At 56.2% G+C, this 20,169-nt stretch carries 17 protein-coding genes and 3 pseudogenes; 8 read left to right on the forward strand and 12 right to left on the reverse strand.

The window, feature by feature from the left end; translation table 11 throughout:
- Positions 1-142 precede the first annotated feature (142 nt).
- A complete protein-coding gene (locus P2T68_RS19985) occupies positions 143-1,381 on the forward strand; it encodes a fimbrial protein (protein WP_277378161.1) in 1,239 nt (412 codons plus the stop codon).
- Between the two features lie 197 nt (positions 1,382-1,578).
- Here P2T68_RS19985 and P2T68_RS19990 read toward each other — a convergent pair.
- Positions 1,579-2,645, reverse strand: a pseudogene (locus tag P2T68_RS19990) (HAMP domain-containing methyl-accepting chemotaxis protein); the annotation flags it as partial.
- Between the two features lie 21 nt (positions 2,646-2,666).
- On the opposite strand from P2T68_RS19990, the pseudogene P2T68_RS19995 reads away from it, so the two are divergent.
- Positions 2,667-2,831 (forward strand): annotated as a pseudogene (locus P2T68_RS19995) (transposase domain-containing protein); the annotation flags it as partial.
- Between the two features lie 456 nt (positions 2,832-3,287).
- Here P2T68_RS19995 and P2T68_RS20000 read toward each other — a convergent pair.
- Complete coding sequence (locus tag P2T68_RS20000; protein ID WP_003397615.1) at positions 3,288-3,563, reverse strand: hypothetical protein; 276 nt, start codon at positions 3,561-3,563, stop codon at positions 3,288-3,290.
- A gap of 185 nt (positions 3,564-3,748) precedes the next feature.
- Here P2T68_RS20000 and P2T68_RS20005 point away from each other — a divergent pair.
- Together P2T68_RS20005 and P2T68_RS20010 are read left to right on the forward strand one after the other, a co-directional pair.
- Positions 3,749-3,865: pseudogene (locus tag P2T68_RS20005) on the forward strand (transposase domain-containing protein); the annotation flags it as partial.
- 47 nt (positions 3,866-3,912) lie between these two features.
- Positions 3,913-4,266: a gamma-glutamylcyclotransferase family protein gene (locus P2T68_RS20010; protein ID WP_277378162.1), complete on the forward strand. Its 354-nt coding sequence runs from the start codon at positions 3,913-3,915 to the stop codon at positions 4,264-4,266.
- 314 nt (positions 4,267-4,580) lie between these two features.
- Here P2T68_RS20010 and P2T68_RS20015 read toward each other — a convergent pair whose 3' ends face one another.
- The 3 genes from P2T68_RS20015 to galB are packed head-to-tail and all read right to left on the reverse strand — an operon-like array spanning position 4,581 to position 7,119.
- Positions 4,581-5,669, reverse strand: a complete 1,089-nt coding sequence (locus P2T68_RS20015; RefSeq protein ID WP_277378163.1) for a 4-oxalomesaconate tautomerase — start codon at positions 5,667-5,669, stop codon at positions 4,581-4,583.
- 2 nt (positions 5,670-5,671) lie between these two features.
- The gene (locus P2T68_RS20020; protein WP_277378164.1) at positions 5,672-6,388 is read right to left on the reverse strand and encodes a 4-carboxy-4-hydroxy-2-oxoadipate aldolase/oxaloacetate decarboxylase; all 717 of its coding nucleotides are present in this window, start codon (positions 6,386-6,388) and stop codon (positions 5,672-5,674) included.
- Positions 6,385-7,119, reverse strand: a complete 735-nt coding sequence (galB, locus tag P2T68_RS20025; RefSeq protein WP_277378165.1) for a 4-oxalmesaconate hydratase — start codon at positions 7,117-7,119, stop codon at positions 6,385-6,387. The genes P2T68_RS20020 and galB overlap by 4 nt, the downstream gene beginning before the upstream one ends.
- A 156-nt stretch (positions 7,120-7,275) precedes the next feature.
- Here galB and P2T68_RS20030 point away from each other — a divergent pair, with 156 nt between their 5' ends.
- Positions 7,276-8,511, forward strand: a complete 1,236-nt coding sequence (locus P2T68_RS20030) for a LysR family transcriptional regulator (protein ID WP_277378166.1) — start codon at positions 7,276-7,278, stop codon at positions 8,509-8,511.
- On the opposite strand, the gene P2T68_RS20035 is transcribed toward P2T68_RS20030, so the two are convergent.
- The 7 genes from P2T68_RS20035 to P2T68_RS20065 form a co-directional block, all read right to left on the reverse strand.
- Entirely contained in the window at positions 8,486-9,733 is a 1,248-nt protein-coding gene (locus tag P2T68_RS20035) for an OprD family porin (protein WP_277378167.1), read from the reverse strand. The genes P2T68_RS20030 and P2T68_RS20035 overlap by 26 nt on opposite strands.
- A 121-nt stretch (positions 9,734-9,854) precedes the next feature.
- Positions 9,855-11,117 (reverse strand): gallate dioxygenase, encoded by a 1,263-nt coding sequence (locus P2T68_RS20040; RefSeq protein ID WP_277378168.1) that lies wholly within the window; start codon positions 11,115-11,117, stop codon positions 9,855-9,857.
- A gap of 23 nt (positions 11,118-11,140) precedes the next feature.
- Positions 11,141-12,478 (reverse strand): aromatic acid/H+ symport family MFS transporter, encoded by a 1,338-nt coding sequence (locus P2T68_RS20045; protein WP_277378169.1) that lies wholly within the window; start codon positions 12,476-12,478, stop codon positions 11,141-11,143.
- A gap of 281 nt (positions 12,479-12,759) precedes the next feature.
- On the reverse strand, positions 12,760-14,040 hold the full coding sequence (locus tag P2T68_RS20050) for an ABC transporter substrate-binding protein (protein ID WP_277378170.1): 1,281 nt from the start codon (positions 14,038-14,040) through the stop codon (positions 12,760-12,762).
- A gap of 58 nt (positions 14,041-14,098) precedes the next feature.
- Positions 14,099-15,367, reverse strand: coding sequence for a DUF1479 domain-containing protein (locus P2T68_RS20055; protein WP_277378171.1), 1,269 nt, complete (start codon positions 15,365-15,367; stop codon positions 14,099-14,101).
- A 148-nt stretch (positions 15,368-15,515) separates the two neighbouring features.
- On the reverse strand, positions 15,516-16,388 hold the full coding sequence (locus P2T68_RS20060; RefSeq protein WP_277378172.1) for an AraC family transcriptional regulator: 873 nt from the start codon (positions 16,386-16,388) through the stop codon (positions 15,516-15,518).
- Positions 16,389-16,467: 79 nt separating this feature from the next.
- Complete coding sequence (locus P2T68_RS20065; RefSeq protein WP_277378173.1) at positions 16,468-17,253, reverse strand: NAD(P)H-dependent oxidoreductase; 786 nt, start codon at positions 17,251-17,253, stop codon at positions 16,468-16,470.
- A gap of 137 nt (positions 17,254-17,390) precedes the next feature.
- Here P2T68_RS20065 and P2T68_RS20070 point away from each other — a divergent pair, with 137 nt between their 5' ends.
- The 3 genes from P2T68_RS20070 (at position 17,391) to P2T68_RS20080 (ending at position 20,152) form a co-directional block, all read left to right on the forward strand.
- Positions 17,391-18,362: a LysR substrate-binding domain-containing protein gene (locus P2T68_RS20070; protein ID WP_277378175.1), complete on the forward strand. Its 972-nt coding sequence runs from the start codon at positions 17,391-17,393 to the stop codon at positions 18,360-18,362.
- Positions 18,363-18,575: 213 nt separating this feature from the next.
- Positions 18,576-19,565 carry an aldo/keto reductase gene (locus P2T68_RS20075; RefSeq protein WP_277378176.1) on the forward strand — a complete coding sequence of 330 codons (990 nt, stop codon included), beginning with the start codon at positions 18,576-18,578 and terminating at the stop codon, positions 19,563-19,565.
- Positions 19,562-20,152, forward strand: a complete 591-nt coding sequence (locus P2T68_RS20080) for a flavodoxin (RefSeq protein WP_277378177.1) — start codon at positions 19,562-19,564, stop codon at positions 20,150-20,152. Before P2T68_RS20075 ends, P2T68_RS20080 begins: the two co-directional genes overlap by 4 nt.
- Positions 20,153-20,169: the final 17 nt, after the last annotated feature.

A 20,169-nucleotide genomic window follows, 5' to 3' on the forward strand; every position in this document is an offset into this window, starting at 1 on the left:
AGCGTTTTTAATACTCGTCCGATATACAGCGGGCAGATACACTTTTAAACTAACTTGAACTTGCGTTCTCGCGTGGAGTTTTCAGCCAAACTTTATTTAACCCACACCACGCATATCAGGCCGATTCCAGAGGGCATTTTTGATGAAATATTCTGAGCCTAGGCAAGCCAACCCTTTGAACTTTTGGGGTATCCGTCTAGCTAAGTTGTGCAGTGCAGTCGCGTTGATTCTGGGTGCGCTCTGGGTTTCCCCGGTATACGCGGTGATAGGATCTTGTTCCGCATCGAACTTTCAAGCGTCGGGGGGCTGGGATATCAAGCAGCCGGCGACATTTGGCAATGGGACGGTATTAGCTTCCATCACCATGGAATTGCCAATAACCTTGACGAATATCCGCGGCGGCGGCGACAGCAGCACCACCGGTGCGGACTCTGTGTATTCATGGGGGATACAGACAAACAACGGGGGCAGCTACCCGAATTACGACACAACTACTAATTCGGTGCCACTTTCCACCACGTCCGGTATTGGCGGCAGGATGACGATAACCTCATTAACGTCCAACATACTCACGAGAATAGTTAGTTATACACCAGTCATACTTGCACCCAATACGCTCGACGTCGCCTATGCTTCTCTGCCAACCTCCACTAGCTTCATTCGTTATAATGGCAGTGTTACCTATTATGCGCAGTATGAACTAGTCATCGTGGACGCGGCCAAATATGCGGCAAATGATACAACGACAACACTTCTGTCGCAGTACATGGCCGCCCAGCGCGGGCCACAACTTCTTGTGGGCATGTATGTTTACCCAGACTCGACGGCGTCACAGAGCACAATCAATTGTTTTAGAGGCTCCAACTACGCGTTGAACTTGCCTCAGTTGCAATCAGCACTGCCCAAGGACCTGCCCACCTGCAAGTTCAGCGCCGGCGAGCTGAATCAAACGGTCAAACTCAACTCCGCCACACAGTCGCAGATAGCCTCGCAAGGCAGTCTGCGCAGCGCTGGCACGGTGGGCGAAATGGCGTTTTCCATCACGGCCTCGGCTTGCGGCAAAGGCGCGGTTTATTCCGCCTATTTCACCGATGCTCTTCACACCGGTAGCCAGCAGAATTATCTGGAGCCAAGTTCAGGCAATAAAGTGGGGGTACGCCTCTACTATAGCAACGAGACAACACCGATCACATTCGGCCCTACGCCAACGGGCAGTACGCTGCCTTCGCAGGCGCCGATTAAATATGGCAATTCCTCAGCCGCTGCGGGGGCCTCATATACCATGCCCTTTACGGCACAGTACGTGCGAATGCCGGGTGTCGATACCGCACCCGCCGGAGCGGTCACTACAATAGCGACTGTCACGATCGTATATCCCTAGCCGCCACGGCTAATGATCGCGTAACGAATAGCCAAACCTCATCCCTCAGCTATCACGAATTACCGATGGCTGGAGGCTGGGGCTGATCTACCTGCTCTTGGCCAGCCTAAGGCGCCGCGGACATTCCGCATGTAGCGCTCTATTGTTTATCCATTGATGTTTGGATTGAGTCAAGTTGTCTAAATCAGCTGTGATGCTCAAAGCCGAAATCGATCCACCGACTGCACCAACTTCCCCGCCAACGCAGACAACTCGTCCGTCGTGGACGCCGTCGTGCCGATCACCTGGCTATTACGCTCCGACATACTGGCAATCATCTCCACTTGATGGGCAATTTCGTTGCTGGCCAGGCTTTGCTCGCTGATGGTGCGGGAGATGTCGTTGACCAACTCGGCGGTGTTGAGGGTGCCCTGGAGAAGCTCGCGAATGGCGCGCTCGACTTCGGCGGTCACGGCCATGCCCTTGTCCACTTGAGTGACGCCCTCCTCCATGCTGGTCACCGCTTCCCGGGTGTTTTGCTGGATGCGGCTGACCATGCTGGCAATCTCCTGGGTCGACGCGCTGGCGCGTCCGGCCAGGCTGCGCACCTCATCGGCGACCACCGCAAAGCCGCGCCCCTGTTCACCGGCGCGGGCGGCTTCTATCGCGGCATTCAGGGCCAGCAGGTTGGTTTGATCGGCAATGCCCTTGATAACCTGAATAATGCTGTAATCGCCTCGGATTTCTTGTCGAGCGCGCGGATCACCTGGGCTGATTGCTGCGCCGAGCGGGCAATGCCGGCCATGTCACTGACCACCTGGTAGATCCCCCCGACCGCCGTCCTTGGACAAGGCTTCTGCCTGGTTGGCCATATTCAGTGCGTGCGCCGCATGTTGGGTGATTTCCTCGATACTGGCGGTCATTTTACTGGCGGCGGCCACCATGGTGCTAGCGGCGGTACTTTGCTGCTGACTGCTAACCCTGGCTCAGTTGTTCGCTCATGCCATTGACGCCGTGGGCATTGCTGCGTACCACTTCGATCATGCCGCGCAAGTCCCGCTGCATGGTGGCGAGGCTGCGTATCAGCGCGCTGGCCTCGTCCTTGCGCTGGGGCTCGACAATCGGTTCGCTCAAATTGCCACGGGCGATACTGTCAGCGATTCGGCTCGCGGCCTGCAACGGTCCCATGATGCTCCGGGTAACCCAGCAGCAGGCTCGCAATCAACACCACGCCCAAGGTGAAGTTGGCGTTGCTGATGGTTTGTCGGGTGCCGGTGCTGCGAGAAGCGTTAGGCTTCAAAAGAAACTGCGCAGCGGCAAACGGGCGGCGACGATCATGAGCTTGATCCAGTCTGCGCGGGTCAATGGTCATGATCCCTATGCATATCTGAAAGACGTTCTCACGCGCCTGCCGACGCAGCGGGCGAGTGAAATCGATCAATTGCTGCCGCATAAATGGTCGCCGATTTAATTACGCGAGGCGTGATAGCCGGACATATAAAAGGGAATGCCGATGCCAAATGGATTACAAGATGGGAGCCCGCAGCAATGAGCTTTGACATTATTATTTTGAAGCCTACTGACCTCAGTGAAAACGATCTGTCCAACGTCGAGGACGTGCTAGATATTGGATGCTCTGAGGCCGTAATCACATTTCTGGAGTTGGTGTTCCCTGGATGTGCCCAAGGTGCATTTTCGGATGGTGAACGCTACTCGCTCGAGTCTGCTCAGAATGGAGACCCAGTGACCACCATACACCTTACTCTCAGATACGGGGGAGCCTGGTCTGAGGCAACCAATGCTGAGTTCCTGACCCTGCTCTTGAGGCTCTGCCAATTGCTCCAGTCAGTAGCTTTTGCGGTCTCCGATAACTCAAGGATCACACCTCCCTGCTAAAGACGGCCCATCTTGCTCGCCATAGAGCGGCTCACCTAGCGAATTGGTGCGTGTACTTGATCACATGGGCAGGAAAAAACTCTTCATAAAAAGCAGTGGGAATGCCGAGGATACTTATCTCGATGCAATCGGGCAGAAGCTCTTCAGCGTAATCCAGAATGGCGACTCCCATAGATGGAATAACCAAGCCTGCTTCGGTTTTTACTGAAAGGGCCAAACCGGACTGGTCGAAGTGATTTGTGCGGCACTCGTTTTGAATAGCAGGATACCCAGTGGTTGGCTCGAACTGGCCGAAAGCAACGCCCATGGGAGGATCTCCACTCTCCAGCGACGAGTAGCCAACCAAAATCAATCCGCTATAAATCGAAAATCGCGCCATCTGATCGCCTATTGCTTGCCGTGGCATTGGATATATATGGTGTTTATCACTTGATTAGCTTGGATGCGAGAGCGCCATGGAGGTTCGGAAGATGACTTGGCCGGACGCTTACGAATGGGCATGATCCGTATGCCTATCTCAAGGAGATTCTGACTCGTTTGCCGACACACCGTGCGACTGATATAAGCCTGCTTCTGCCACACTGCTGGGCGCCGGATTTAGCGTCCTAACCAAGCGGACGTTTTGCCTTTGTGATGGATAACCGAAAGGAAGGAATATGACGTTGCATCAGGATTTTAAAATTTTGCTGTTTTCTTATGGCACCTTGCAGGACAAGGCCGTTCAGGTCGCCAACTTTGGCCGAGAGCTAGCCGGGCAGCCGGATCACATGGCCGGTTACAAAGAGTCCTACATTGAAATTACTGACCCGGAGGTGCTTGCCACTAGCGGGAAAACACACCATCCAATTATCATCCCTAGTGCAAACCCTGAGGAGACTGTTCCAGGCATGGTCTTCCAGATAACCCCACAAGAGCTACGTGCAGCGGATGCCTACGAGGTTTCTGACTACAAGCGCGTTGCAGTGGGGCTTGTCTCCGGGTTGACGGCATGGGTGTATGTAAAAGCCTAACAACTTCAAGAAGTTCGTTGGCGCATAGTGAGCCCGGCATTCCCGGTGAAGTCGACCGCTTAAGCAGTCGGCACTGACCACCTGAATGCTGGGATTTGCAATGTGTGTTCTCGGAACGCTTACGATACAGCTTCGCACCCTCCATGATTTTTAGAGAGCAGACAGTCTGCACGGAGCTGGCAAAAATCAGGACAAAGTTGCCCACCTGATACGAGCTGCCCGGGGATACGAGAGTCGAGCGCCTCTCAAGTGGCATATCTACCGAGATCCAAGATATCCGTGGGAGTAAATGTGGGAGTATTTTTTAGTCAAAACTAATGAGTTGGCATATCACGCCAAAGACCTGACGGAACGAATACGACGCCGCTGATTAAAAGTCTGGCGGTGCGCATCAACCCGCAGCCCACTATTTTCCCATCCTTTAACCGTACTTCAACAGTAAACTCGCCCGTCGGGTGTTCGATCGACAAGCGCTTCATATCACCTTCCTCCACAACTGCCATGCCCTTCGCAACACTGCCGTCAATCAGGCTGGCAGCAGCTACACTGACGGCACCAAACACCCCAATGCTGGTGTGGCATCGATGGGGAATGAAACTGCGTGTGCTGATGGCCCCACCTATTTGCGGCGGTGCAATCAGGCACATCTTCGGCACGTTGCGCTGGCTCACATCTCCCAGGTTCATACGTTGCCCCGCTTGCAGTCGAATGGACTCTAGACGCTGTTTCAGTGAAGCATTGACGTCGAGATGCGCGGGACTCTCATAGCCACTGCAACCAAGCTCGTGCGAGTTGATCAGCACTACGGGCATGCCGTTATCGATGCAGGTCACTTCAACGCCGTCGATCACGTCCCGGGCGTTGCCGGTCGGCAACATGGCGCCGCAACTGGCGCCAGCGATATCCTCGAATTCGACAATCAATGGCGCGGCCTGCCCCGGCACGCCGTCGATACGCGCGTCGCCGTCGTAGCACACCTCACCATCAGACGTTGGCACATGGGCGATGGCGATCTGTCCGGTGTTTTCCATGTAGATCCGCACTGGGGTGACGTCGGCTGTCGCCGCCACCAACCCGCGCTCGATGGCGAACGGGCCGACACCGGCGAGGATGTTTCCGCAGTTCTGACCGTAATCGACGCGCGGCTCATCCACCAGCACCTGGGCGAAAAGGTAATCGACATCTGCATCAGCGCGGCTTGACGGTCTGATGATCGCCACTTTGCTGGTCAGTGAATCAGCGCCGCCAATGCCGTCAATCTGCCGCGCATCCGGCGAGCCCATCACCGCCAGCAGCACGCGGTCTCGCAGCGCGGGCTCTTGCGGTAAATCGTCGGCCAGAAAGTAAGCACCTTTCGACGTACCACCGCGCATCAGCAGACAGGGAATGCGAGTCTGCGCCATGCTCAGTCTCCCAGCTCTTCAAGGCTGTCGACATAACGCAAACCCTTTTCCGCCAGGCGCGCGCGCATGTTGTAGATGTCCAGACCCAGTTCGCCCTTGGCCAGGCGCAGGGCCTTCTGTTCCTCCAGGTCGGCGCGGGCGCGACTGGCTTCGACGACTTGTAGCAGCTCGGTGCGTCGCACGACCACCACACCATCGTCATCAGCAACCACCACATCACCCGGGTGCACCAGTTGCCCACCGCACACCAGCGGCAGGTTGACCGAGCCTAGGGTTTCTTTAATTGTGCCTTGCGCACTGATGGCGCGGGACCAGACCGGGAAGCCCATTTCGCGCAGAGTATGGGTGTCGCGCACGCCTGCCTCAATCACCAGCGCCCGGACGCCGTGAGCCTTGAGCGAGGTGGCCAAGAGGTCACCGAAGTAGCCGTCGGTACACGGTGAACTCGGCGCGACCACCAGAATATCGCCGGGCCGGCATTGTTCGACGGCCACATGGAACATCCAGTTGTCACCCGGCGCAACCAGCACCGTGACGGCTGAACCACTGATCACAGTGCCCTGCTGAATGGGTCTGATCGAAGTCGCGAACAGCCCTTTGCGACCCTGCGCTTCATGAATGGTCGCCACGCCGAAGCGTTTCAACTCATCGATTAGCGCTGCTTCGGCGCGCTGAATATTGCGCACGACAACGCCTGTCTTGCCGATATGTTCGCTCATCCCAGATTCTCCGTGACACGCGGAAAAATACTCTGGTAACCCTCGCCATAGACGATGTTGCGGGTTGAAGTAATCCCGACATTACGTTTGGCTTGCACTCCGCGTTGCAGGGCGACGCGCGTGTAGTACTCCCACAAATGCTCCTGACCGGCCATGCACTGGATCGCCGCGTACTTCTTGTCCCAGACATCAGTGATGTCGAGCAATACATCGGGGCGCCATTCGCATTGCTCGGGCTGATGCGGCTCGAAACTGTAGACCGGCGGTGCGCCGACGATTTTCTCACCCGGTTTATAGCCTTCGGCCTGGGCGATGATGCGCGCCTCCTGTGTGAGGTTCATGGCCAGCGGGTGATCGTAGTTGTACGGGTCCTTGAGCGAGTGACTGAGAACGAACTCCGGTTGCACCCGGCGAAAAACATCGGCTAGACGGAACAAGGTTTCCTTGTCGGCGCGCATCGGGTAATCGCCGATATCGAAGAACTCGACACTGGCCCCGAGAATGTCGGCGGCGGCCTGAGCCTCTTCGCGACGTGCGACTTTGACCTTGTCTTCGCTCATCTCGCCCTTGCGCCACAACTTAGCGGATTCGCCGCGCTCGCCGAACGACAGGCAGACGATGTGAACGTGGTAACCCTGCTGTGCATGCAGGGCGATGGCGCCACCGGCACGCCAGACAAAATCGGCTGAGTGGGCGCTGACAACCAGCGCGTTTTTGGTTGAATTGATCATTGCGGATTCTCCTCTTGCGTTGCGAAAGAGCATCGCATCGCACCCCGCCGACGGAGTAATGCGTTCGAGTGTTCGAGGTATGCATTTTTTTTATTGCCACTCAAACATGCCGGCGGCATAGTCGCCTGAACCGCCGATCCGCAGAGTCCTCGCCCGATGGAAAATCCCGAACTGCCAAATCTGATGCACCTACGTGCCTTCGTCCGCGTAGCTGATCACGGCAGCGTCTCCAAGGCATCAGTCGCGCTGTACCGAGCGCAATCAGTGGTCACCCGCTCCATATCGGAATTTGAAGCCCGCCTGGGCGTGACACTGTTCGAGCGACACGCCAACGGTATGCGTCTGACCAATTTCGGAGAGCGTTTGCTGCCCCGAGCGCGACGGGTGCTGGCGGAGCTTGGGAGCGTGCCTACATTGCTCGGCCTAGGCGAAAAAGCCGCGATTGAACCGCTTTATCTGTTCCAGGCGCGACGCCTGCAAGTGTTCATCAAACTCTGTGAAACCCACCATATGCAGACCGTGGCCAGTCTGCTGGGCCTGAGCCAACCGGCCGTCAGTTCGACGCTGAAAGTGCTGGAAAACGGCTGCGGCCAATCGCTGTTCGAGCGCACGCCACGCGGCTTGCAGCCGACCCGCGCCAGTCATGACATCCTGCTTGCAATCCGCCGTGCGCTGAACGAGTTGCGCCATATCGACACCGACATCACCGCCCTTCGCGGCGCCTTGCACGGTGTTGTGCACGTCGGTGCCCTGCCTCTCGGCCGCACGCGCATCCTGCCCGAGGCCATCGTGCGCCTGATGGCAGAGCATCCCCGCATTCAAGTGATCACCAATGAAAGTCCCTTCGAACTGCTGGCGACCGAGTTGCGTGCCGGCGATGTGGATTTCATTTTGGGTGCGCTGCGTTCATCGACCTATGCCAGCGACCTGGTCGGCGAGTCACTGCTGACGGAAGAAATGGTCGTGCTTGCGCGGCGTGATCATCCGCTCTGCGGCAACGGCGATTTGCAGAATCATCTGGGCAACGCGCGCTGGGTATTGCCTCGTGCCGGCTCACCGGCGCGGACGATGCTCGAGGAATGCTTCGCCGGTTTCGGCATTCCGGCGCCTTCCCCGGTGGTGGAAAGCGCCGACATGGCGATCATTCGCGGACTGTTGTTACGCTCGGACATGCTCGCGGCCGTTTCAGCGCATCAACTGGAACAGGAAATCACTAGCGGCGAGTTGTGCATTTTGCCGCTGGAGTTGAAACAGACCGCCAGAGCCATTGGCCTGACCTACCGCAGCGGCTGCCTGCACTCACCGGTGGCGCAGGCGTTGATGAAAATGATCCGCCAGGTGATCCAGGCACAGGCCTCTGAGGCGCTTAAAGCAGGTTCAACGGATAGCTGATGATCAAGCGATTCTCGTCGAACTCATTGCTGCTGTAATCGCGGCGAATGCTCGAGTTGCGCCAGCGCAGGTTGAGGTTCTTGAACGTACCGCTTTGCAGCGTATAACCCAACTCGGATTCGCGCCCCCATTCCTTGCCGTCGGTGACGGCACCGCTATGCACATCGTCGCCGCTGATGTAACGGTTCATCAGGGTCAGACCGGGCACGCCGAGTACGGCGAAATTGTAGTCATGGCGTAGTTGCCAGGATTTCTCCCGCGCATTGTCGTAGCTGTTGTTGTAGCTGTCGTTGGCCAAGGTTCCGCCGCTGGTGCCGTTGACTCTCATCCAGGCATCGTCGCCGCTGAGCTTTTGAAAGCCGACGTAAAACGTGTTACCGCCGTAGCGTGCCGACAGCAATGCCGAGAACGTGCGGTTGTCCAGATCGCCTGCGCGGGCACTGCCATCCTCGCGCCCCCAGAAGTAGCCAAGATTGGCGCCCAGCGTCCAGTCACCCAGTGGTTGGCTATGAACCAATTGCAGATATTGTTGCTGGTAGATGTCCTTTAGCTGAGCATTCCACACGCCGATCATTGTGCGCTTTTCGTTGAACGCATATTCGCCGCCGACGAAGTTGAAACGGTTAGAGGTAAACACGGTTTTGCCCTGCATGAACATATCTTCCATGCTTGAATCGTTGCGCGGACTGTTCTGCCGGAACTGACCGCCATACAAGGTCAACCCGGCGATATCCTGAGAAGTGATCTGGCCGCCACGAAAGGTTTGTGGCAACGAGCGACCGTCGTCGGAACGCAATATAGGCAACACCGGCATCCACTCGCCGAGCTTGATTTCGGTCTTGCCGACTTTCATTTTCCCGGCGACAGCCAGGCGACCAAATTGATCGGCAGGTCGGCCATCACTGTCCAGCGGTAGTAATTGCGTACCACCCGTGCCTTGCCCGCCGTCAAGCTTCAGCGAATACAGGCCCAGCACATCCACACCGAAGCCGACGGTGCCTTGGGTGAACCCCGAGCGGAAATCGAGAATGAAATTCTGCGTCCATTCCTCGGCTTTGCCCTGCGCATTGGCCGGGTTGGTGAAGTTGCGATTGATGTAGAAGTTGCGCAGGTTGAGATTGGCGCTGGCGTCTTCCACAAAGCCTGCGGCGCTCGCCTCGACAGGCAGAGCACATACGGCGGAAAGCGTGAAGACTACGCGTGTATTAGTAGTGATTTTCATTGTTATTGTTATCCATTTTTTAGATGAAGCAGTCCGCTACGCCCGCATGAGCCGGGCGCAGTGAAGTCATTCAAGGGTGTTGTGAAGCGGCCCGAAGCGAGCCGCCGATGACGCCGTGTCGTTAGCGTGGGGCCTTGCCCGCTACCGAATAGAGCACCTGCTGATTACGGGTTTTCATGAACGTCTCCAGGCTTTCTCCGCGCATCGCCGCGTAGATCCGCAGATTCGGCACCCCGACCACGGCAGCGAGTTTTTCCAGTACGAAAAAAATCGCTCCGTAGTGAATCAATCCGCGCCAGTCGCGGCGTCGCAGCAGATCCCGCTCTTCATCGCTCAGCCCTGCTTCATCGAACAGCGCTTCGGGTTGGTCGAGGAAACGCTGACGCCAGTGCGGCTCGATCATGCGATGCAAAAACTTGTTCAACCGATACCCCTTGGCACTGCGTTCCAGGGTGAACGGATAGGTACCTTCGAGCTTCTCGATACCCGCCAACTGATGCTGCATGTGCTGCAAGTGCCGCGCGATGACGTCGACGGGAACGGATCGATCCTGGTTTTCCAGCAGCAGTGTGGCGATGCCGGTCATCGACGGCAGGTAGTAATCCTGATGCAGGTTTTTCACCGTGGCCGACAGCGCTCCGCGCATGATCAGCCAGGTGATCACTTCCGAACCTTCCATGCCCCCCAGCGCGGCGTACTCGGCATGGGTCATTTCTGTCAGGCGCTCGGGATCGTTGACCAACAGATCAATGAACTGCTGATCCCACTCCGGGTTGTTGAAGCCACAACGTTCGCCGTGCACCTGGTGGGAAACGCCGCCGGTCGCGACGATGGCCACTTTCAAATCCGCGGGGTAGCTTTCAATCGCCCGACGCAGCGCCTGCCCCAACTTGTAGCAACGCCGCGCACTCGGCACCGGGAACTGCAACACGCCAACCTGCAGTGGCACGATCTCCACCGGCCAGTCCGGCTCGCACGGCAACAGCGCCGACATCGGCGAGAAGAAGCCATGATCGAGCGGCTTGTCACGGAAGAAACTCATGTCGAATTCATCCGCCACCAGGCTCTCGCCGATGTGCCGCGACAGCGCCGCATGGCCAGTGATCCCCGGCAACTGGCGTGGATTACCGCCCTCATCAGCGACTTCGTAACGCTCATCGACACCGAGGGAAAATGCACCATAGTGATCAAAGAAAAACGACGTCACGTGGTCATTGAATATATAGAACAGCACATCCGGCTGCTGCTCCTTCAGCCACACCTTGATCGGCTCAAAGCCACGGAAGATCGGCGCCCAGGCGGCCTCATGCTGCTTGTCGTGATCGACCGCAAAGCCGATAGTCGGGGTGTGAGATACAGCAAGGCCACCAATGATGCGTGCCATAACGAGTTCCTTTGTCGAAAAGATTAATGCGTCAGCAAGGCCCGATTGACTCGGCGCCGTGCATGACCGTTGGCCATGATCGCCAGTGCAGCGATAAAGGCAGGCACGCTCAACAGGGCAAACAGCAGCGGCAACCCCAGCCCGAGGCTGAGCACCGCGCCACCGATGAGAGAACCAAAGATAGCCCCGAAGCGGCCGATACCCAGCATCCAGCTGACGCCCGTGGCGCGGCAATCTGTCGGGTAGTACCCCGGTGCGAAAGCATTGAGGCCGGTTTGCGCCCCACTCATGCAGAAACCTGCCGCCACAACGCCGAACGCCAGCAGACTGGATTCGAGGCTGAATGCGCCCAGCAGCAGAATGAAAGCACCACCCAGTGCGTAGGACGTGGCAATTACGGCGTTCGGATTACGCCGGTCCATCGCCCAACCAACCACGATGGCGCCGACGGTACCGCCAATCTGAAACAGGCCGGTAATGGTCGCGGCTCGTTCGATGGACAGCCCACCTTCACGCAGCAGGGTCGGCATCCAGCCCATGGTCAGGTAGATCACCAGCAACCCCATGAAGTAAGTCGCCCACAAAGCGAGCGTGCCGAAGCGATAGTTTTCGGTGAACAACAAGCGCATCGGAGTCTTTTGCTGGGTTTGAGGCTCGGCGATGACGAACTTCGTCGCTGCGCTAAACGTGCCGCCGAGCTTGTTCAGCACCTTGGCGATCTGGACGGCAGGCGCATTGCGCGCAGCAAGAAAACGAGCGGACTCAGGCAACAGCAGCCACATCAATGGCAGCAGCAGCAACGGCAGAATCCCGCCGGCGAGCAACACCGACTGCCAGCCGTAATGGGGAATCAACCACGCAGCGAGAAATCCGCCCAACCCCGACCCCATATTGAATCCGGTGAACATGATCGTGATGAACAGTGACCGATTGCGTTCCGGCAAATACTCGGAAAGCAGTGTGGTGGTGTTTGGCAATGCTGCGCCCAGCGCCACACCGGTCAGCAGACGCAAGGCAGCCAGCTCGTAGGGATTACGTGCAAAGGCGCATGCAAGGCTTAGCACGCTGAAGCCAGTCACCGCCGTCAGTAGTACTTTTTTGCGGCCGATTCGGTCGGCGTAAGGGCCAGCGGTCAGCGCACCGATCGCCAGCCCAATCATGCCCGCGCTCATCACCGGGCCAAACGCCGCTTTCGAAAGCCCCCACTCTTGAATCAGCGAGGGGGCAATAAACCCCATCACCGCGACGTCGAAGCCATCGAAAAGCACTATGAAAAAACATAAACCCATAATCAGCCACTGGTACGACACCACTTTTCGGTTGTCGATCCACGCTTTGATATCCACCGTTTCACTACTCATGCTCTCACCTTCTTATTTTTGTAGAAGTCCCGACGGACAAGGCCTGTAATTGGACCGTCCACGCTAAACGATGGAGGTGACTGTAAAGCCGCAGGTATACCGCCCGCCTCTGGGAAATTATTAACCGGGTATCGATTTTTCTTATCGGGGAATCAACAGAGATAAACAGAGCGTGGTAAAGCGGGGGGTGATGATTGCGGCACGAGCAGCCGCTAGTAGGAGATGCATCGTCAATAGCTGCTCCGTATTCGGTATACGGAGCAGCTCAAAACTAAAGCAATTTATTGTGCGGCCTTGATCGCCGCCAGCAACTGCCTGCCAGCCTTACCAGCATCGGCGGACTTGTCATTCATGAAGTGGGTCACGACATCGAACACAGCGCCCTGCACCGCCTGAGAAGTCGACATGTTGAATGCCATGCTCGGAGCGAGTGAACCAGTCTTCTCGGCAGCAGCGAAATCCTTTGCAGAGGCTTGTGCACAGCTATCGAATCGACTCATGTCCAAACCCTTGATGACGGGTATTGACCCCTTGTTTTGATTGAAAACATATTGAAACGACGGCTCCAGCGCTACTTTGGCCAGGTCGTTGCGGGCTGCAATATTGCCAGGGCTGTCATTCTTCGAGGCAAGTTTGAACATCGCCAGTGAATCAATTGTATAGCTGTAAGCACCCTGTGAGCCGGGGAATGGCACACAAATGTAATCTGTATCGGCAAGCTTGCCCGCCGCGCGCCACTCACTTTTCGCCCAGTCCCCCATGATTTGCATGCCTGCTTTGCCATTGATGACCTTGGCTGTTTCCAGATTCCAGTCTTGACCGTTGCCATCGGGATCCAGATAACTCTGTATTCTTCGCATCGCATTGAATACTTCAATCATTTTCGGCCCGGTGAAAACACTGTCGTCGACATCAATAAAGGCCTTCTTGAAACCATCAGCGCCCATCACGCTCAAAACGAGGTTTTCGAAGATTGTCGTGTCCTGCCAGGCCTGACCGCCATGTGCGATAGCGATGAACCCTGCCGCCTTGAGCTTATCCCCAGCGGCATAAAGCTCATCAAGAGTGGTCGGCACATCGGAGATGCCCGCCTGCTTCAGAACGACAGGGTTAAGCCAAAGCCAATTGATGCGATGAATATTCACCGGTACCGCAACGTAATGCCCCTCGTACTTCATTATTTGGGCGACGGACTCGGGAAGCAGGCTGTCCCAGTTATTCGCCTTGGCGACATCGTCAATGCTGGCAAGAAGATCGAGGCGACCCCATTCCTGAATATCTGGCGCTTTTATCTGCGCGGCGGTGGGAGGATTGCCCGATACAGCACGGGTTTTCAGCACAGTCATGGCCGCACTGCCTCCGCCGCCGGCGACTGCACTGTCCTGCCAAGTGAATCCATCTTTCTCGATGATTTTCTTCAGAACTTCCACCGACTTGGCCTCGCCCCCGGAGGTCCAATAGTGAACGACTTCAACATTTCCCTTGGTTTCAGCGGCCTGAATCACAAGAGGAAATAAAGCGGCAAGAGAAACCATGGCTGCAAGGCGGTTCATTGAGTTCATGTCAGTACCTTATTGTTTTTTTATCGAGGTAGTGGGCTATTCGCTCAGTCTCACGCAATCATTCGAGCCCCAGACCGGCACGTCCGAGCGCGTTCAGACGCTCCAAGGTGAAACGACCTTCCCAAGTTGTTTCATAGTCTTCCCGAGGAAAATCGTCGGGTGATGCACCCTGCGCGAATGCCCTGAACACATCCTTGGCGTAACGCAGGTTTTTTTGACACATAGGTGCGGCCGGAACGTACATGACATTGCCCCAGCCTTGTTGATTTGCCACGGGCGCGACACTGTGAATTACATCGCAATGCCACCACACCGAATCGCCCGCACGGACATCCGGAATAGGACTCAGCCCTTCGAACAGCAGTGGATGCCATTGTCGGGACACCGGAAGTACCTTGCCCGGCGCAACCCCGCACAGCTCATCCTCAGGTACATCGTCCAGCAGTGGCCGCAGCAGCATGTAAGCCATCGCCTTGGGGATCGGTAAGGTATGTAGTACCCCCTGATCGGCGTTCATATCCGATAAAGCGGTCCAGCCTTGAAACGTGCGGAACGCAGAGCACTTGACCGTATCTTTGTAGGCGTACTCATCGACTTCAGTACGGAAGGCTGCGTCCCAAGGGTCGTAGGCGCTGAAATCGTTGCTGTAAATTTTGTCGAATACCTTCAGGTAGGCTGGGTGCAGCCATCGCTCTAAGGCGCCCGAGTCGGTGTGTGGTCCGAGACCTTTTGAATGTGTTCCCGGAGGCCGACGCCGTACCCGATCCGGGTATAGGGCATTGATGTCAGGGTTGAACCATTGCTGCCCTTGAGAATGGATCTTCCAAAGACGATTCAGAAAAGATTGTGCGGCCCCCATGCGCTCATCCTGACGCAACTGCATCTGCGACTCCGACCAATAGATCGGAAAAATTTCTGGACGCGATGCCTCCAGGCTTCCGAAGAACTGGTCCGCTGGACCACGATAAATTGCATCGAAGTGATTGCGGTCAAGGTAATCCAAAAGCCTCTCGTCCAACCCCAAAACCTGCTCTCGAGGAAAATGGTTTCTGAGCACGACGCAACCACGCCGCTTGATTAGCGCCAACTGCTCCGCACTCACTTTCCCGACCGCGATATCCTCGAACTCAAGGATCGGCCAAGCCGAACCGGTGAGCGCCTCCTGCGCCTTGATTGAGTCGATTTCAGCAACGATGAATTCGCTAACTTGTTCAAACAAAGATTCAACGTCGCCGATCTGCGCGCGCAAGGCGCGCTTCATTTTGACGATGCTGTCTCGATAATCTTGCGGAAGCGTTTCGCTTTCGAAGGCACGGTATTTACTCATGGGAACTACCTGCTGTTTTTGTTATTCATGCAGGTATGGAACCACTTTTAAATAAGCACGCGGCAGCCTCATTTGAAGCGTCGACTAGTACGATAATGGCGTTTTGAGCCAATACGATCGGAGTATCAACCCACTAGATTTCTGACCTTCACTGAAAATGATGGCTGTGCGTTTGACGAAACGCGGAAGGTGTCAGCCCTTTCAACGCCTTGAACTGGCGGTTGAATAATGCCAGCGACGAGTAGCCTACCTGCCCCGCTATTATCGATACCGGCGAGTTGCCCTGCATCAGCAACGCACATGCATGGCCGATGCGCAGTCGAACGATATAGTCCAAGGCGGTACAGCGTGTATGCCGGCGAAACATTCGATGGAAAGCAGACAGACTGACGCAGGCCAGCTCTGCTAACTCGGCAACATTGATTGCCCGGGCGTAGTTACCATGTAGGTAATGCAGAACTCGATGAATACGCGCGTCTTCGACAATCTGATCACCCGCCAGACCGCCTAGCGTCGGCAGGATCCGAGTAGCATCAGCGTCTCTTGCCAGCCTGTCGAGCACCGTTAGTAATGCGATCAAGCGCTGGGGCGGCGTCTGATTGACCATTGCCTCGATGGAGGAGCGTACTTCACTGGAGGTCCTACCACTGAAACTCACCGCGTGTCGAGCTGCCGCCAGCAATGGGCGAACCGCAGCCATTTCCGGAAACAATGTCACCAGCGAGTCGGCCCAAGCAGCGGAAAACCAGATAACCAAGGCAACATGCGGCTGATCCTCATCAATACGCTCCGCTGAAGACCAGCTATGAGGAATATTCGGCCCTACAAGAATCAGGTCTCCATCGTCATAGCGCGCTACGTCATTACTGATGTAGCGATGGCCGCGACTATTGAGCGTGAGTGTCAATTCATATTCGGGATGATGATGCCACTCGAATGGAATCGCATCCGGCAAACGCCTGTTCAATAGGGTCCAAGAGGTTGCAGCCTCTGTGGGTACTTTCTCGAAGCTGGGTTTCATGGCATCGACTCGGCCTAGCAAGGGACTTGTATCGCCATAATCGTAACACCCACTACTTCCGCCGTGAGCTGGCGAGGTCTCAACGCGTAAAATCGTTGGCCGCCTGATCATGACATTGACCTGCACGAGGGTTCCATTGAAAACCGGAGCGCGCCAGCACGCTTGGTTTCAATCTCTGGTCGCTACCGTAATCCTCGTGTGGGTGGAAGAATAGTGTTTGCGTCGCTGGAAGTACTCGCAACCTGATTTCGTAAGCAGCCAGGTAATTGTTGCGCACCTCAAGTGAAACGCTGCCAGGCATCCATGCGACAAAAGGAGGAAGCACATCGAATCCGAGGTAGCGAAATATCCCATTGTGGATGGGCCATAGAATGTGATTCATACACCCATCAATGCCATCGGGTTGATATAGGCTTTCCGCGGTGCCGGTGGTAATGCACAGCATTGCGCGGCGGCCCTTGAACTTCCCACTGTCGTATTTCTCACCCGAGGCATAGGCAAAGCCTCGGGTCATCGTGCGATCAACCCATCCTTTCAGTATCGCAGGCATCGAAAACCACCAGACGGGGAACTGAAAAATCAACAGATCACACCACAGTACTTTCGCCTGCTCTTGCTCGACATCCAGCGTTGAGCGTCCGTTGGCAGACATGTTTTCCTGTTCGGCTGGAAGATTCAAATAGTCAGGATTGAGACGGGGAGTCGCTATGTCCGATGCATCGAGCGAAGTTTTCCAATCAAGGGCATACAGATCCGATACCTGAACCTCGTGTCCCTGTTCCGAGAGCACCGCGACTGCCCGGTCTTTCAATGCACCATTAAATGACCCGGGTTCCGGATGTGCATAAACGATGAGAACATTCATAGATTTCTCCTCTATGGTCGCGTCAGGAATCAATCCCGGTATGCTTTCGGTACATAAACAATCACTACGGAGGTATTTACCTGGCGAATCTGGTGACGTTACGAGTTGACACGCGGTTCTACGTACTCAACCCAACCATGGGCAATACCAACTGCGGGTTATCGGATTTTCACGTGGTCAAGGCGGCACGACAAATCATCGTTTTTCGATGTATAGAAGAGAAAAACTACGCTATGAAATTCGACATCCTGTTAAAGGCAATCGTCTATTTCGACGCCGTAATGCGCAATGGCAGCGCGACCGTTGCGGCCGAACAATTGTTCGTGACGCCAGGCGCCGTTGCTCAACAGATTAGAAAACTGGAGGCATCGCTGGGAGTAACCTTGTTCACAAGGGCGATACGAAAATTGCATCCAACCCAAGTAGCCTTCAGCTACTGGGAGCAGGTGCGTCCGGCATTGCTACAACTGGATACTGCCAGTCTTACGCTGCGTAATCGAACAAACGATGAAATCCGGGTCAGCCTCCCCCCCGCGCTGGCCAATTCATGGTTCGCCAGGCGCATACCAGCGTTGACCCGTGATGATCCGCAACTCAAATTGCATTTGAATGCGAGCACAGACCTCCTAGACGGCGAGCAGGATACTTTTGACATTGCGGTGCGTCATTGCGATGGCCATGCCCCAGGGCTTACTGCCGAATTACTGCTGCCCGGAGAAGTCATGGTGTATTGCAGCCCGTCCTATCGCAGCGCACTGCGGCTATTTGAAGTTTCGGACTTGGTGAAGGCAACGTTGTTGTATACAACTTCACATGCAAACTGGCCTAAATGGTTTGCCCACGCCGGTTTGCCGCATACAGATTTGAAGATCGGTATGCGCTTTGATCAATCGGAACTCGCCATTGACGCGGCGCGGCGCAGTCAAGGCGTGGTGCTCACAAGTCCATGGCTTGTCGAAGATGCCTTGGAGCAAAACCAACTTGTGCAGCTATTCGATACTTCCTTATCAGTGGGCAAAGACTATTACCTCGTTCATCGCCAGAATGCTCCGCTGCATGAGTCCGCAGACCGACTGAGGCAATGGCTTCTGAAAACCTCACATCTGTAGCAAGCGCATTACCGGCAACCAATGTGAGATCTCACGCCTGAAGCAATTAAATCGATGCGGAGATGGATGATGCTCACTGCGTACGACATGACAGCGCCATTCTCTTTTTCTGGGATTGATGAGCAAATTTCATGAACCCTTGCCGATTTAAGAGTCTAGTCCCCATTCGTTAGCTCGCTTACTGTTCTCCAACGCCATTTTCGGGAGAACGAAATGCACAAGCGCACACTCGGCAACAGCTCACTTGAAGTCTCGGCACTCGGTTTCGGCTGCATGGGCCTGAGCCATGGCTACGGTCCAGCGACAGAAACGCAGCAAGCGATCTCGCTGATTCGCAAGGCAGTTGATCGAGGCGTCACGCTCTTCGATACCGCCGAGTTCTATGGCCCCTATCTCAATGAGCAAGTAGTCGGCGAGGCGCTGTCCCCGGTTCGTGACCAGGTCGTGATCGCCACCAAATTCGGCTTCGCCGTCGGTACCGACAACACAAAGCAGACTCTGGACAGCCGCCCCGAACGTATTCGGGTCGCCGTCGAAGGTTCGCTGCGCCGATTGAAAACCGACTACATCGATTTGCTTTACCAACATCGGGTTGATCCGGATGTGCCGATCGAAGACGTCGCCGGGACGGTGAAAGACCTCATTGAAGAAGGCAAGGTCAAGCATTTCGGCCTGTCGGAGGCCGGCGCGCAGACCATTCGCCGTGCGCACGCGGTGCAGCCGGTCACAGCGCTGCAAAGCGAATACTCGCTGTGGTGGCGCGAGCCCGAACGGGAAATCCTGCCGACGCTTTGGGAGTTGGGCATCGGCTTCGTGCCGTTCAGCCCTTTGGGCAAGGGCTTTCTCACCGGCACGGTGTCGGCGGAGGCCACTTACGGCAGCGACGATTTTCGCAGCATCGTGCCGCGCTTCAGCCAGTCGGCGCTGCAAGCCAATCAGGGGCTGGTGGTATTGATTCGTCAGATCGCCGCGCAGAAACAAGCCACGCCGGCGCAGATCGCTTTGGCTTGGCTGCTGGCGCAGGCACCGTGGATCGTACCGATTCCGGGCACGACCAAACTGCATCGCCTGGAAGAAAACCTCGGTGGCGCTGACATCACGCTCGATGCAGCGGAGCTGAAGGCGATTGATGTTGCGCTGGCGCAGATCCGCATCGAAGGCGAGCGCTATCCCGAGGCCCTTAAAGCGCGTGTCGGTCGATGAGCAACGATCACGATCCGCTGCGGCGCACGGTTATCGCCGCACTGGCCAGCGCTCCGCTGCTGTCGCTCGCCGACACGCAAGGCGCCAGTGAAACACCGCGCTCAGGCTCGCGGATTCTGGTCGCGTACTTTTCGCGCTCGGGCAATACCCGCGTGGTTGCCGGGCTGATCCAGCGTGGGCTGGGTGCCGATCTGTTCGAGATTCGCCCGGCCCACGCCTACCCCGAGGACTATCTGCAAACCGTCGAGCAGGCGCGTCAGGAGCGTGACAGCGGCTTCGAACCCGAACTGCAAAACAAGGTTCACGCCCTCAGCGACTACGACACGATTTATCTCGGCTTTCCGATCTGGGGTGAAACCGCGCCGTCGATCGTGCGCACCTTCCTCAGCGCCCACGATCTGACCGGCAAGACCCTCATCCCCTTCAACACCCACGGCGGTTATGGCGTGGGCAACAGTCGCAGCGTGCTCGTCAAGCACGCGCCGAAGACCAAGGTTCTTGAAGGTTTTGTAATGGAGGGTGAGCAAGAGCGCAAGACCATGGAGCGCGTGAATGGCTGGCTGAGCGATCACCCCCTCACGCGTTAATCGAATTCTGTACGGAG

This window comes from Pseudomonas sp. G11 (assembly GCF_029457515.1).
GTDB lineage: Bacteria > Pseudomonadota > Gammaproteobacteria > Pseudomonadales > Pseudomonadaceae > Aquipseudomonas > Aquipseudomonas gorinensis.

Coding starts and splice junctions, on each gene's coding strand:
- P2T68_RS19985 (WP_277378161.1), top strand. CDS start 143: ATGAAATATTCTGAGCCTAGGCAAGCCAACCCTTTGAACTTTTGGGGT.
- P2T68_RS20000 (WP_003397615.1), bottom strand. CDS start 3,563: ATGGGCGTTGCTTTCGGCCAGTTCGAGCCAACCACTGGGTATCCTGCT.
- P2T68_RS20010 (WP_277378162.1), top strand. CDS start 3,913: ATGACGTTGCATCAGGATTTTAAAATTTTGCTGTTTTCTTATGGCACC.
- P2T68_RS20015 (WP_277378163.1), bottom strand. CDS start 5,669: ATGGCGCAGACTCGCATTCCCTGTCTGCTGATGCGCGGTGGTACGTCG.
- P2T68_RS20020 (WP_277378164.1), bottom strand. CDS start 6,388: ATGAGCGAACATATCGGCAAGACAGGCGTTGTCGTGCGCAATATTCAG.
- galB (WP_277378165.1), bottom strand. CDS start 7,119: ATGATCAATTCAACCAAAAACGCGCTGGTTGTCAGCGCCCACTCAGCC.
- P2T68_RS20030 (WP_277378166.1), top strand. CDS start 7,276: ATGGAAAATCCCGAACTGCCAAATCTGATGCACCTACGTGCCTTCGTC.
- P2T68_RS20035 (WP_277378167.1), bottom strand. CDS start 9,733: ATGAAAATCACTACTAATACACGCGTAGTCTTCACGCTTTCCGCCGTA.
- P2T68_RS20040 (WP_277378168.1), bottom strand. CDS start 11,117: ATGGCACGCATCATTGGTGGCCTTGCTGTATCTCACACCCCGACTATC.
- P2T68_RS20045 (WP_277378169.1), bottom strand. CDS start 12,478: ATGAGTAGTGAAACGGTGGATATCAAAGCGTGGATCGACAACCGAAAA.
- P2T68_RS20050 (WP_277378170.1), bottom strand. CDS start 14,040: ATGAACTCAATGAACCGCCTTGCAGCCATGGTTTCTCTTGCCGCTTTA.
- P2T68_RS20055 (WP_277378171.1), bottom strand. CDS start 15,367: ATGAGTAAATACCGTGCCTTCGAAAGCGAAACGCTTCCGCAAGATTAT.
- P2T68_RS20060 (WP_277378172.1), bottom strand. CDS start 16,388: ATGAAACCCAGCTTCGAGAAAGTACCCACAGAGGCTGCAACCTCTTGG.
- P2T68_RS20065 (WP_277378173.1), bottom strand. CDS start 17,253: ATGAATGTTCTCATCGTTTATGCACATCCGGAACCCGGGTCATTTAAT.
- P2T68_RS20070 (WP_277378175.1), top strand. CDS start 17,391: ATGGGCAATACCAACTGCGGGTTATCGGATTTTCACGTGGTCAAGGCG.
- P2T68_RS20075 (WP_277378176.1), top strand. CDS start 18,576: ATGCACAAGCGCACACTCGGCAACAGCTCACTTGAAGTCTCGGCACTC.
- P2T68_RS20080 (WP_277378177.1), top strand. CDS start 19,562: ATGAGCAACGATCACGATCCGCTGCGGCGCACGGTTATCGCCGCACTG.